Raw genomic sequence first — 12,433 nt, 5'->3', positions numbered from 1 at the left:
CATGCCTGAATATTCTCCCCCAACAACACATCGCAAACTGGAAATGCAGCTCTGGTGGATGACCGCACTCCTGATCTGTATCAATGTCGGCCTGTTTGGCTGGCAGGTTCTGAATGGAATGGACATCACACAGCCAAGTTCTCCAGATGCCATTCGCTGGGGAGCAGATTATGCACCTTTAACGTATTTAGCGGAACCCATACGCCTGTTTAGTAGCATGTTTTTTCATTTTGGCTTAATTCACCTGATGTTGAATATGTGGGCACTGTATATTTTTGGTAGTGTCGCTGAACAAATTTTTGGCCGGGTCTATTTTACAGGTCTTTATATTTGTGCCGGCCTGATGGGTAGCTTGCTCAGTGGCTATATGAGTATCCAGGACAGTTATGCCTTAATCGAAGGCGGTGTAGCCAATCCTGGCTTATTGCCGGGTGTTAGTGCGGGTGCTTCGGGTGCAGTCATGGGTCTCGGTGCCTCCCTGACTGTTCTATCTTTACTACCAATGTTGCCCCGTCAGCCTTTTATTCTGGATAAAAAAACGCTCGTAATGATCATGGGCCTTAACCTGGCGATGGGCTTTATGATCAGCGGAATTAACAATGCCGCACATATTGGCGGCATGATCATGGGGGCCGGACTAACAGCGCTCTGGTATCTTGGTCAGAAAATGCAGCGTGGCCGTTTGGTCAGTCTGGTTGCCTTACTGCTCGGCGTCGCTGCCTGTATCGTGCTGTATCAATATAATCTGGCTTTACTTGAACCGATCCGCCCACTCTGGCAAGAGATTTTACAAATGCTACAACAGCAGTTGGCCGATCAACCTGCGAAATGAATCTTATTGATTCATCTCACGCAGGCTTTGTAAAGGTGGAATCTCGGAAAGATAACTCAGACGATAACGCCCGATCAGGGTACATAATACAGTCATAAACACAGGTAAGATAACCCAGATTTCCCAATGAGGCTGGATGATCAGATCCATCTTATAGCTGGCAATGGCGCTGATCACTTCTGCAAACAGACATGAAACAATACCGGCGAATAGTCCGATAAAACCGATTTCCAGACTCATCATGGTTTTCAGCTTTTGTTTGGAACTACCAAAAGACCGGAGCAAAGCCACTTCACGTTTACGTTCATCCATGAGCAGGTTTAGACAGGCCATCAGTACCAGAAAACCGGATACACTGACCAGCACAGCCAGAATGGTAATGATCTGTACCAGCACATTCACAATTCGTTTGATTTCTTCCAGAATCAGGCTGACATCAATAAATACCGTATTCGAAAAACGCTGAACCAGATTCACCAGTTTATCTTTGTCTGTTTCCGGTACATAGAAGCTGCCCAGATAACTGCCCGCATTGGCATCCATAGTATTCGGTGCAAAGATAAAGAAGAAGTTTGGACTAAAACTCTCCCACTCTACCGTTCTGAGATTCACCACTTTGGCTTCGAGTATGCCTTCAGGCAGGCTAAAGCTGAGCTTATCTCCCAGTTTGATGCCCAGCTCTTGTGCAGTATTGGCTTCGACCGAAACCTCACCCGGCTGTTTCAATCCTGCCTCCCCCTGAACAATCACATTATCCTGAGGATAGCGATCCGACTGGGTCAGATTCAGTTCACGTCTTAAGGTATTACTCTTTTTGACCAGTTCAGCAGCAAAAGGATGATCATTTTTCGCTACCAGGCGCCCGCGAATATTGGGATAAAGCGGCGTGCTTTTCCAGCCATTCTGTTCTAACTGAGCTTTTAAGTCAGGCATATCAAAAGGCGGCAGACCATAGACAAACTGGTTGGGTGTCCCTTCCGGCAACTGTTGCTGCCATCGATCAAGTAAATCTGTACGCAGTACAGCCAGCACACTAATCAAACTGAGTCCTAAAGCTAAGGCAGTAATCTGTAAAGCGGTCTGATACGGTGTCCGTACATAGGCAGACAGATTGAATTTCAGATTACGCAGCAGTTTTAAAATACTCCAGACCGTAAAATACAGAACAGCACAAAGCAGAATAATGGCCCCAATCACCCAAGCTGTCAGCACGATATTTTCCGTTAAAATCACACTGAAAATAATCAGACTTAAGGTTCCGGTCAGTAACATCCACAACATCGAATGGACGGATTTTTCCTGCTGACGAATGACCCGAATCGGAGGAGTATTTAAGAGTTGAAACAGACTGGGCATGACAAAGCCCAGTAACACCACTGCACTGGTCAGCATGGCAATTGGCAAGGGCCCCAGCAGCATCGCCGTAGCAGAGAACTCAAGCTGCAAGTTTGGAATCAGCTGTAGCATGAGCTGCAGCAAGCCATAACCCAATGCAACACCTATCACGCTACCAATCAACATGGCGATTAAAAGCACTAAACCCAGCAAAGCCAGATAAGCGGCTAGAATCTGATTTTTGGTCGCGCCAATACAACGCATCAGGGCAATATGATCCTGGTTCTGCTGTACATAACGTTGTGCGGTTAAAGCAATGGCAATCCCGCATAATAAAATGGTGAGAATATTCGCCAGTTGCAGAAAAGTATCCAGATTGGCAATTGGTTTCATTAAACGGGTATTGCCTTCGCTGGCATTACGCAAGCGTAGACTGCCCTGCTGTTCCAGTTCTTGTCCCTCAACCTCAGCATCTGCTTCATCTGAAGTCCCATTTTCAGATTTTATCTTCTGCTTGAACCAGGTTTCATATTGCCGGGTATCGGCTGGATGACCCGCCATTAGTAAGCGGTAATCAATCCGGCTACCGACCTGAATCGCATTGGTGCGCGCCACTTCTGACTGAGCAATAATCACAGTCGGCGAAAAGCCAGAAAAACCCAGCTCCTGATTAGAATCCTGCTCAATTTTTGCAGTAACCTTAAATTTGGCATCGGCGATATTCAGTTCATCACCCAGTTTGACCTTGAGCAGATCCATGGCCCGTGAACTCAGCCAGATTTCCCCCGCTTGGATTTTATCTGCTGCAGGCTGAACCCGTAGCTCTCCTCGTAAAGGAAAAGCCTGATCAATAGCCTTAACATTGACCATGACAAACTGATCATTGGTATAAGCCATCGTACTGAAAAATGTGACTTCAGATTGCTGTAAATCGAGCTGCCTGGCCTGATCACGCCATTCCTGAGCTAGCGGCTCATTATCAGAAAGTACCAAATCTCCCGCCAGCATTTCAGCTGCCTGTAAAGCAACGGCGTTCTGAATCTGTTCATTACTGAACTTTAGTGCCGTTGTGGCACTAATCGCTAAGGTCAGCGCGATGATTAGCAGATAAATCCCTGTCGTATTAAAACTTTGTCTGAGTAAAGGATGAAAAAGATGCTGCATATCAGCCTCCACTCGCATGTTCAATCAGCTGACCATTGACCAGTTCAAAATGACGCTGGCATTGTCGGGCCAGATCAGGATCATGGGTAACCAGAACCAGCGTGGTGCCTAATTCGCGATTTAACTGAAAGAGCAGCTGTTCAATTTCCTGAGCGGTTTCCCCATCCAGATTACCTGTCGGTTCATCAGCAAATATGATTTTGGGTTCACTGACCAATGCGCGGGCAATAGCGACACGTTGCTGCTCCCCACCAGACAGTACTTTTGGTGTTTGCTGAGCCTGACGGTCTAATCCGACCTTTTGTAGCAATGCCAGCGCCTTTTGTTCGGCATCACTATATTTAAAATCTAGCTGTAAACGTAAAGGCAGCATGACATTTTCAAGCGCAGTAAGATGAGGTAAAAGCTGGAAAGACTGAAATACAAAGCCAATATTTTTTAGCCGGACTAAAGCACGCTGTTCTTCATTCAAGTTCGATACCAGCTCTCTACAAACCGTTAACTGCCCGGAACTAGCCTGATCCAAAGTGGCCAAAATGCCCAGTAAAGTCGACTTTCCTGAACCGGAACGCCCAGTAATGGCGACCTGTTCTCCAGTCAAAATTTCCAGCGAAAGATCTTCAAAAATAGTCAGTTGTTTTTGTGAAAGTTGTATCTTTTGTGTCAATTTCTGGGCAGAAATAATCGCTTGTGGCATGATGGTCGAATCGTTGCTGCTTTGAATCATACGTGTCCTATATGAAAGATCTAAATCAGAAAAATCGTGTATTGCCTTGCCTGGTATTCTTTGGACTATGCCTGATTCCTTTTAGTCTGTCGGCAAAGACCATTATGATTGTGGGTGACAGTATAAGTGCTGGTTATGGCATGCAACCACAGCAAGGTTGGGTACATTTATTACAAAAGCGTTTGGACCAACACTATCCGAAACAGCATAAAGTGGTCAATGCAAGTGTGAGCGGTGAAACCACCAGTGGTGCCTTGGCAAGGCTGCCGAAACTGCTACAGACGCACCGTCCAGATATTGTGGTGATTGAGCTTGGCGGGAATGATGGCCTGCGTGGACAGCCACCCCAAATGATTCAAAAAAATTTAGCAGCTCTGGTACAACAAAGTCAGAAAGCCAAGGCGAATGTGGTTGTTTTTGGAATGAAAATGCCACCAAATTATGGCCAAGCATATAGTAAGGCTTTTGAAAATAACTATAAGGTGGTCAGTCAGCAGTATAAGGTCAAACTACTACCCTTCTTTATGCAAGGCGTCGCTGGCAATAAAAGTCTGATGCAACAGGATCAGATTCATCCCAACACCAAAGCCCAGACTATTTTATTAAATAATGCTTATCCTTATATTAAAGGCGCCCTCTAAGGCGCCTTTAACTGAATCAAATCTTAAAATTTTCTTAGAAGTCAAAGAAAGTTACTTCACCGGTTTCAAGTGAATATTCTGCACCAATCACCTGTAACTTACCTTTAGCAATCAGGCTTTCCAGAACCGCAGAACCATGACGTAATTGATTTACTGAAGCAAATACATTGGAACGGACTGCATGTTTAGACAGTTTATTCAGGTCATCTTTCAGTTCAGTCTGCATTAGAATTTCAACTGATGGACGTACACGGTTCACGATTGACATCAGATTTGCAGATGGCGGTGTTGCCGGATTGGTTAATGCTTCAATTGTTGAATGAATAGCGCCACAATGCGTATGACCCAAGACAATCACAATCGGACAGCCAAAGCTTTCTGCTGCGAACTCGACACTGCCGACCTGAGACGGTGCAACAATATTACCTGCTACCCGAATGACAAACAGATCACCCAGACCCTGGTCAAAGACCATTTCTGCAGGTACACGTGAATCTGAACATCCTAAAACAATAGCAAATGGTTCCTGACTTTCTGCCATCTCAGCACGTTGCTGATGCGATAATAATTTTAAATGCTGCGTTTCACCATTGACAAAGCGCTGGTTACCCTTTTTAAGACGATCTATAGCTTCCTGAGCTGTGAGCATTCTTTTTTACCATCGATGTTTTTAGTGGGAATATCTTACTGCTAGATTTTTTGAATGTCACTTGCAAAAAAAATTAGCTGTAAAATTTTTAGCGCTTTGATGATTTCTTGTTCTGGGAATTTTTCTGTGAAATTCATCACGTTTTTTGAGCAGTTTTTCTGCTCAAGCTAATAATTAACAGATGTACAATATTAAGGAATGCTTTAAAATAAGTGAAAGATTACGATTTGATTCATCTATAAATTGCAAATCGATAACACGGAAGTATTTTGAGCGTTTTTGCTCAGTTTTTTCAGGGGACAGTGCTAATGAAGAAAATAATAAAATTGCGCTCAAAAATTATCTATTCCACTTTAGTCGCTCTGGGTCTTAGCCTATCTAGCCTGAGCCATAGCCAATATCTGTTTACGCCGCCGAAAGCCAAATCTGCCGAAGTTTTACAGCTTTACCTGAGCCAGCAACGCATCCAGGCGGGTCTACAATCCAAAACCTTGAAAGTCGGGGATGTGACTTGGAGTTATAGCGAAGGCGGTGCAAAAAACAAACCCTCGATTATCCTGATTCATGGCCTAGCAGGCACACGCGACAATTGGAATCGTGTCGCCCAGTTTTTGACTCCGTATTATCATGTCATCATTCCGGATTTGCCGAGCAATGGCGATACCCGGGTTCCAGCAGATTTTGATTTGTCTGTACCCAATGTCACTTCGCAATTACGTACTTTTGTCGAAACCTTGAAGATTGAAAAAAATCTGCATGTCGCTGGCCATTCTCTAGGCGGTTCAATTGCGACAGTTTATGCATCCCAATACCCTTTCGATACCCAAAGCCTGTTTCTAGTAAATAGTGCCGGCATCTATAAAATGGGCAATACGCCTTATACCAAAGACCCACATGCGCTCAAAGATCTGATTGTCAGTAAACCGGGCGATCTGGAAGATGTCTCCAAACAGCTAATGCAGAATCCGCCAGCGATGCCTTATCAGCTTAGACATGCACAAGAAAAATTGCTGATTTCCCGTTCTGAGCAAACTAGCAAATCGATTGATCAAGTAGTAATGCTTAACCGGCTGTATACGCCTGATACCTTTGCTCGTCTGACCCGTACAGTGGAAGCCCCGACTTTGATTTTATGGGGAAAACAGGACCGAATTATTAATGTCGAAGTGGTGAAAGAGCTATATTCTTTATTGAAACGTGCTGAAACTCCGGTAATTTTAAATAATGTTGGTCATATGCCGATTCTGGAAGCAGAGAAACAGGTTGCCCAACATTATTTGCCTTTCCTGGCCAAGACACAGACCCTAAAAAATCCACTTGCTGATAAACTCATTCCTTTCAATTAAGTTTCAGAGAAGTTATGCAGAAACACCCGATGATTGAGCAGTTGATTGATGCTCAACTTGATTTTCTTGATCAGGTATTTTCTCAATCTGAAACCATTCAAAGCGAGTTTCATGAGTTTTATCTCTGGTTGCGCAAGCAGACCCTAAAAGATCTGTGGAGCTGTGAACTGATCAATCAGCTGCTACAAAAGCAGATTCTGGATACTGCTGCCAGTTCTTTTCTAATTGAGCAGATTGCCGAACATATCCGTTTTGCACTGGTCCATCCGGCCAATGATACAACTAAAATCGCTGATGTCATTCCGGTACTGACCATTGATAAAATTGCACAATATGTGGCCAGCAAAAGTGGTCATCGTCAGCGCCTGATCAAAGCGGTGGTGAATAATCCTGCTTTTTCAGCCATGATTACGCAACTGATCCAACATTCGATTCAGGATTATCTGGATAATTCTGTGATTGCCAAGAGTGTTCCGGGCGTTTCCCGTTTTATGAAAATGGGCAAATCTGTTCTAGAAAATGTCACGGATTCCAGTCTGGACAACACGGTCTCCCGTTATCTGCAAAAAAATATTTTAAAACTCAGCCAAATGAGTGAACATGTCCTGAACCAGCACTTTGATGATGACAAGCTATACCATTTTCAGGCCAATCTCTGGCATAAGATCAAAGACATGCCGCTGTCCGTGCTCAAGAACTATATTGAAACCCAGGATCTGAACCAGACGGTAAGTTTGGGGCACGAAATCTGGGATCATATGCGCCAGACGGAATATATGCAGCAGCAACTGCATGACGGGATTTATACCTGGTATGTACGCAATCAGGAACATACCTTTGACCAGTTATTGCGTGATCTAAATATTGATGAAGCATTGATTCAACATGAATTGAATGAATTGCTGACACCGATTATTCAGCAGATGATTCATCAGGGCTATTTGCGTGAACGTGCCCGTGCCTATCTGGAAAAATTCTATTATGCTGAAAATACCTTAAAAATTTTAAAGATTGAAGACTAAAAAAAGCCGCTCGAGAGCGGCTTTTTCATATCTATGAATTAGAATTTGATATTCATACCCACGGTGTATCTACGACCATCAAGTACAATGTCATAATCGCCATTGGTAATTTCTTTATTGGCAATGTTATAAATACCAGCAGTCAACCTTAAGTTATCTGTCGCTTTAAAGACTGCACCGGCATCAAAAGTACCATATCCCGGTGTCCCATTATCCATAGAAGTACGGCTTAAATAATCACTGGTTTTGCCACGGTAATTATAGTCCATCCAGGTCGTCCAGGTATCTGAAACATCATAATCCAGACCGACATTCAGCATATGTTTTGGCATTTTATTTAAAGGCTGGCCTTTAAATTCGCCACTTTTTTGCTCAGTTTTTGTATAAGTATAACTTGTACTCGCGTGAAGATTATCCAGTACATCATAGTCTAATGTGAATTCAGCACCTTTCATTTCTGCATCGGAAACGTTTTTCATTTGGCTAACAAATCGATATGGCTTGCCATTTGCCGAACATTTCCATTCTTCTACAGGAGAACTATTTGTTGTTCCTGGCGTGTCACATAAACGATCTTCAACAATTTTATCTTTAAAATCAGATTTAAAGACCATTAAACTGCTTGTTAAACCAAGTTCAGGAGCCGAATAGTTAAATCCGAATTCATAGCTCATACTTTTTTCTGGAGACAAATCAGGGTTACCAATGATGACAGCACTGCCTTTTCCTGTTCTGCTACCAAAACCTTCTGAAATTTGGCTAATCGTTGGTTGTTTATAGCCTGTACTTACACCACCTTTCAAAGTTAAAGCATCAGTTAAATGATAAACACCATAGACGCGCGGTGTAATTTCACCACCAAAGTATTCATCTTTATTGTAGCGGGCGCCCACAGTTAAAGCGAAATCATCGGTAATGCTCCACTCATTTTCTGCATATAAGGCAAATAACCAACGGTCGAGTGAAGTGACCCCAGTAATATCGGCTAGACCATTTGTGGTATCAGTGATTTTTTCTTTTTGATATTGACCACCCACTGTTAATGCATGGTTACCCAAAAAGAATGAGCCTTGTGTATTAAAGACTTTTAATTCTTCATTTTTTTCGTCAGCAACGACACCACTATAAACTTTTTTAGTTGTCTCATCTTGATAGTATGAATCAAGGGTAAAATTATCGTAACGTGCTTTATGCGTTAAGGTATATAGATTTTTCTCATTTTCATTGATAGAGGCTTGAGTGGCAACATCCACACTTTTACCCAGTGTTGTAGTGTACTGCTGCCCTGTAAAATCATATCTCAAACCAATATCGTTATGTTCATCGACATTCCAAACCAGTTCAGTACCGAGCTTTCTCACTTTCTTCTCAGACTCACTTGAACCAGATTTTTGCCCTTCTCCACCGACAAAGTCACTTTCGTCATTCCCCTGGAAGTTACCATCTATACTTAAAGATAATTTATCTTGAATTAATGGGCCTGTGACATACATGCTGACGCCATAACTATCATTTGCATAATCATTATCAGACTTCGTATATTCAGGAGAAATACTTCCATACCAATTACTAGCAGACGCTTTTTTAGTAATAATATTAATTACACCACCCATAGCATCTGAACCATAAAGTGATGACATTGGACCACGTACGACTTCGATACGTTCAATCATGTTAATTGGTGGTAAATATGCACCAATTTTCCCACCGTCTGTACCATTACCATTCACTGCCCTACCGGCGCTAATTGGTCTGCCATCAACAAGGTATTTCGTATAGGTTGCACCCATACCTCGGATTGTAATCTCTTTATTATTGCCGCCACCTTGCACAGAGACGCCTGGCATATTTTTTACAGCATCAATTACATCTGTATATGATTTTTTTTGTAATTCTTCCGCGGTAATGACTGAAATAGAAGCGGGTGCATCTGCAATATTTTGTTCAAAACCGCCCGCTGTGGTTACCACAATGGTCTGCAATTTAGTAGTTTCAGTCTGTAATGTTGCTTTTTGTTCTTCAGTTACCTGGTCTTGTGCTTGTACTGAAACAGCTAATGCTGAAAGCACTGCAAAGGCCAAAGTCGATTTCATAAACGGCTTGCTCATTTCGAAGGTGCCCCACAGGTAATTTATGAATAAAAGTGATGAATTTTTGAAGCATTGTAACGAAAAAACATCCAAATGCAATTGTTATTAATAATTATTATCATTAACTTTAGTATTGTTAAAAAAACCTCGAATATTCGAGGTCTTTTTTAAGTTAAACTTAAATAGCTTAAAGACTTATTTGAAATAAGCACCTTCAGCTTGGGTATGGTCAGTCTGGTCAACGACACGTGCCAACTCAGGAATGTGCTGTTTCAAGGTTGTTTCAACGCCTTGTTTTAAAGTCACATCAATTGCTGAACAGCCCTGGCAACCACCACCAAACTTAAGAACTGCAGTTAAGCCATGCTCAGGATCTTCAATCACTTCAACCAGTGCACAGTTACCACCGTGACCTGCCAGACCCGGGTTAATTTCTGACTGAAGCACATAGGTAATACGCTCTTCTACAGAGGCATCAGGACCGACGCGTGGCACTTTAGAGTTTGGTGCACGGAAAGTCAGCTGACCACCAAAACGGTCTTTATTGTAGTCAATAACTGCATCTAGCAAGTATGGAATTGACGGAGAGTCAATATAGGCCGGAAAATCTGGATATTCCTGCTTATAGTCTGTAGGTACAACCTCATCAGGTGCACTATAAGCCATGCAACATTCAGCGCGCGGTGTACCCGGATTTTCTACAAACACACGTACGCCAATACCTGGTGTATTCTGTTTGTCCAATAGATCCTTTAAATACTCTTGTGCTGTCGGTGTAATCAAAAGATTTGGAATTTCTTCTGCAACCGGAGTGTTGCTGTTCTCAGTCGACATAACAATAATTTCCTCAAGCTGAAGCTGCTATTTTAACTGAAGATGCGGGGTAATTATAAAAATTCAACCAAAATTGTCGGATTTATTATAAAAGTCGCACTTTAGATTTGTTTTAATGGCATGATCATTGTCAAATAGATAGAACCAGAATTACTTATATGCTTGATTTACCTTTTAATCATACCGTCACTATTATTCTGATCACCTGTATTGTTTCTTTTATTGCTTTTTCAAAAGAAACAGTAATGAATCGTCTGATTTTCTGGCCGCCTGCCATGCAACGTGGTCAATATGACCGTTTCATTACCCATGGGTTTATTCATGCAGATGGCACGCATTTACTGTTCAATATGATCACGCTGTTCTTTTTCGGCAGCATTATTGAAAGTTTTTATCGCCAGTATTTATATGATCTGGGCTTTATCCTGTTTTATCTCGGTGGTCTGGTTGCAGCAATTTTGCCAAGTTATCTGAAACATAAAAATGATGCGCGCTGGGCCAGCTTGGGTGCTTCCGGTGCAGTATCCGCCGTTCTGTTCGCTTACATTCTATTTGAGCCATGGAAGCTGATTTTCGTATTCTTTATTCCAGTCCCTGCGATTATTTTTGCTGTTTTATATGTGGCCTATAGTATCTGGTCGGGCAAACGCGGCAACAGTAATATCAATCACAGTGCCCATCTGTGGGGTGCAGCTTATGGTGTGGTGATGACGATTATTCTGGAGCCGCGACTTATTCCACATTTCCTGAATAAACTAACCCAAATCCCTTTCTAAAGTCTTGGATGATTAAGAAGGGATAGCCAGTATCCCTTTTTTAATCATTCACATATGAAAATGATTTTCATTTCCAAAAATTATGCTAATCTTGTCGCGAATTTAGAGGAATAAACATGAAATTTAAGACTTTAGCACTTGCCACAATATTAGGACTGACAACTTCCTTTACAGTTTCTGCACAGGTCACTTTCGACTATAAAAACCAAAATATTCAACTCAAAAAAGCCCCGAAAAAGATCGCAGTATATGACCTTTCGGCACTGGATACCTTGAATGCACTAGGGCTTGAAGCTTAACTGGTGCCTGCAGCAAACTTTGTAGGCAACTTAAGCAAATACCAGCAGGACAAATTCACCAAAGCTGGTTCACTGTTCGAACCGGATCTCAATGTACTAAAAACTGCAAAACCTGATCTGATTATTGTCGGTGGCCGTTCGGCTTCTAAAGCCGAGGCAGTTAAAGGTATTGCTCCGACTTTAGATCTTTCTCCAGATACTAGCCAATATATTGCCAATCTGACGGAACGTACCCATGTCTTGGCTCGTGCATTTGGTAAAGAGAAAATTGCTACTGAAAAGCTCGGTAAAATCGCAACGCTGCAGCAACAGCTTAAAAAACCCGAATCCTGCTTAAGCCGATGACTTCATAATTTGAATTGTTGGCTTATTTTTATGGATCAGTTGATATGCACACAAGGACGCGTAAATCCCTCCTAGAAATCCATGAACACTACGTGCTTTGCTTGTCACTAAATTGTACTGACCTTTCAATAAACTGAATAAAGTCTCTATCTTATTGCGCTGTTTTAAGTGATATTTATCTGACTCAGAAAGTTGTATAGCCTGCATATTTTTTCGATGATAGGTAATTAAATCAATACCTTGCTTTTTCAACCTACTCTTCAGTTCTTGACTAATATAGCCACGATCTCCATACAACTTTGCTTCCATCTCTTTAACGAGTCTCTCAACCATTTTGATATCAGCCAAATGTCCATTGGATAAAGCAGAACAA

At 42.2% G+C, this 12,433-nt stretch carries 13 protein-coding genes; 7 read left to right on the top strand and 6 right to left on the bottom strand.

Annotated elements, in window-relative coordinates; genetic code table 11:
* Position 1 precedes the first annotated feature (1 nt).
* Entirely contained in the window at positions 2-832 is an 831-nt protein-coding gene (locus FTV13_RS01310; RefSeq protein ID WP_180010748.1) for a rhomboid family intramembrane serine protease, read from the top strand.
* 3 nt (positions 833-835) lie between these two features.
* Here the strand turns inward: FTV13_RS01310 and FTV13_RS01305 are convergent, their stop codons facing one another.
* Together FTV13_RS01305 and FTV13_RS01300 are read right to left on the bottom strand one after the other, a co-directional pair.
* The gene (locus FTV13_RS01305) at positions 836-3,331 is read right to left on the bottom strand and encodes an ABC transporter permease (protein WP_180010746.1); all 2,496 of its coding nucleotides are present in this window, start codon (positions 3,329-3,331) and stop codon (positions 836-838) included.
* A 1-nt stretch (position 3,332) separates the two neighbouring features.
* Positions 3,333-4,058: an ABC transporter ATP-binding protein gene (locus tag FTV13_RS01300; protein ID WP_180010744.1), complete on the bottom strand. Its 726-nt coding sequence runs from the start codon at positions 4,056-4,058 to the stop codon at positions 3,333-3,335.
* A gap of 11 nt (positions 4,059-4,069) precedes the next feature.
* Here FTV13_RS01300 and FTV13_RS01295 point away from each other — a divergent pair, with 11 nt between their 5' ends.
* A complete protein-coding gene (locus FTV13_RS01295; RefSeq protein WP_179992124.1) occupies positions 4,070-4,699 on the top strand; it encodes an arylesterase in 630 nt (209 codons plus the stop codon).
* Positions 4,700-4,733: 34 nt separating this feature from the next.
* On the opposite strand, the gene FTV13_RS01290 is transcribed toward FTV13_RS01295, so the two are convergent.
* The gene (locus FTV13_RS01290; protein WP_004783034.1) at positions 4,734-5,348 is read right to left on the bottom strand and encodes a carbonic anhydrase; all 615 of its coding nucleotides are present in this window, start codon (positions 5,346-5,348) and stop codon (positions 4,734-4,736) included.
* Between the two features lie 308 nt (positions 5,349-5,656).
* On the opposite strand from FTV13_RS01290, the gene FTV13_RS01285 reads away from it, so the two are divergent.
* Both FTV13_RS01285 and FTV13_RS01280 read left to right on the top strand, forming a co-directional pair.
* Positions 5,657-6,694 (top strand): alpha/beta fold hydrolase, encoded by a 1,038-nt coding sequence (locus FTV13_RS01285; RefSeq protein ID WP_034170432.1) that lies wholly within the window; start codon positions 5,657-5,659, stop codon positions 6,692-6,694.
* Positions 6,695-6,708: 14 nt separating this feature from the next.
* Positions 6,709-7,716: a hypothetical protein gene (locus FTV13_RS01280; RefSeq protein WP_125279206.1), complete on the top strand. Its 1,008-nt coding sequence runs from the start codon at positions 6,709-6,711 to the stop codon at positions 7,714-7,716.
* Positions 7,717-7,754: 38 nt separating this feature from the next.
* Here FTV13_RS01280 and FTV13_RS01275 read toward each other — a convergent pair whose 3' ends face one another.
* Together FTV13_RS01275 and nfuA are read right to left on the bottom strand one after the other, a co-directional pair.
* Positions 7,755-9,824: a TonB-dependent receptor domain-containing protein gene (locus tag FTV13_RS01275; protein WP_180010742.1), complete on the bottom strand. Its 2,070-nt coding sequence runs from the start codon at positions 9,822-9,824 to the stop codon at positions 7,755-7,757.
* 177 nt (positions 9,825-10,001) lie between these two features.
* A complete protein-coding gene (gene nfuA / locus FTV13_RS01270) occupies positions 10,002-10,640 on the bottom strand; it encodes a Fe-S biogenesis protein NfuA (RefSeq protein WP_034705129.1) in 639 nt (212 codons plus the stop codon).
* A 158-nt stretch (positions 10,641-10,798) separates the two neighbouring features.
* Between nfuA and FTV13_RS01265 the strand changes: the two genes are divergently transcribed.
* The 3 genes from FTV13_RS01265 to FTV13_RS01255 all read left to right on the top strand — a co-directional run bounded on the left by FTV13_RS01265 (position 10,799) and on the right by FTV13_RS01255 (position 12,060).
* Complete coding sequence (locus FTV13_RS01265; RefSeq protein ID WP_004783040.1) at positions 10,799-11,416, top strand: rhomboid family intramembrane serine protease; 618 nt, start codon at positions 10,799-10,801, stop codon at positions 11,414-11,416.
* A 116-nt stretch (positions 11,417-11,532) separates the two neighbouring features.
* Positions 11,533-11,715: a hypothetical protein gene (locus FTV13_RS15665; protein WP_179991998.1), complete on the top strand. Its 183-nt coding sequence runs from the start codon at positions 11,533-11,535 to the stop codon at positions 11,713-11,715.
* Positions 11,716-11,718: 3 nt separating this feature from the next.
* Positions 11,719-12,060 carry a hypothetical protein gene (locus FTV13_RS01255; protein WP_257218387.1) on the top strand — a complete coding sequence of 114 codons (342 nt, stop codon included), beginning with the start codon at positions 11,719-11,721 and terminating at the stop codon, positions 12,058-12,060.
* Here FTV13_RS01255 and FTV13_RS01250 read toward each other — a convergent pair.
* Positions 12,049-12,433, bottom strand: a 385-nt coding sequence (locus tag FTV13_RS01250; protein WP_180010740.1) for a transposase, incomplete at its 5' end; no start/stop codon positions are given. The two genes, FTV13_RS01255 and FTV13_RS01250, sit on opposite strands and share 12 nt — an antisense overlap.

The organism is Acinetobacter sp. YH12235, assembly GCF_013417705.1.
Classification (GTDB): Bacteria; Pseudomonadota; Gammaproteobacteria; order Pseudomonadales; family Moraxellaceae; genus Acinetobacter.
The sequence above is the reverse complement of the archived record's forward strand: the minus strand, read 5'-3'. Positions and strand labels throughout refer to the sequence as shown.

What these genes read in the sequence shown, in the direction of transcription:
- FTV13_RS01290 (WP_004783034.1), bottom strand. Translation starts at nt 5,348, where the DNA reads ATGCTCACAGCTCAGGAAGCTATAGATCGTCTTAAAAAGGGTAACCAG.
- FTV13_RS01305 (WP_180010746.1), bottom strand. Translation starts at nt 3,331, where the DNA reads ATGCAGCATCTTTTTCATCCTTTACTCAGACAAAGTTTTAATACGACA.
- FTV13_RS01280 (WP_125279206.1), top strand. Translation starts at nt 6,709, where the DNA reads ATGCAGAAACACCCGATGATTGAGCAGTTGATTGATGCTCAACTTGAT.
- FTV13_RS01300 (WP_180010744.1), bottom strand. Translation starts at nt 4,058, where the DNA reads ATGATTCAAAGCAGCAACGATTCGACCATCATGCCACAAGCGATTATT.
- nfuA (WP_034705129.1), bottom strand. Translation starts at nt 10,640, where the DNA reads ATGTCGACTGAGAACAGCAACACTCCGGTTGCAGAAGAAATTCCAAAT.
- FTV13_RS01265 (WP_004783040.1), top strand. Translation starts at nt 10,799, where the DNA reads ATGCTTGATTTACCTTTTAATCATACCGTCACTATTATTCTGATCACC.
- FTV13_RS01275 (WP_180010742.1), bottom strand. Translation starts at nt 9,824, where the DNA reads ATGAGCAAGCCGTTTATGAAATCGACTTTGGCCTTTGCAGTGCTTTCA.
- FTV13_RS01285 (WP_034170432.1), top strand. Translation starts at nt 5,657, where the DNA reads ATGAAGAAAATAATAAAATTGCGCTCAAAAATTATCTATTCCACTTTA.
- FTV13_RS01310 (WP_180010748.1), top strand. Translation starts at nt 2, where the DNA reads ATGCCTGAATATTCTCCCCCAACAACACATCGCAAACTGGAAATGCAG.
- FTV13_RS01295 (WP_179992124.1), top strand. Translation starts at nt 4,070, where the DNA reads ATGAAAGATCTAAATCAGAAAAATCGTGTATTGCCTTGCCTGGTATTC.
- FTV13_RS15665 (WP_179991998.1), top strand. Translation starts at nt 11,533, where the DNA reads ATGAAATTTAAGACTTTAGCACTTGCCACAATATTAGGACTGACAACT.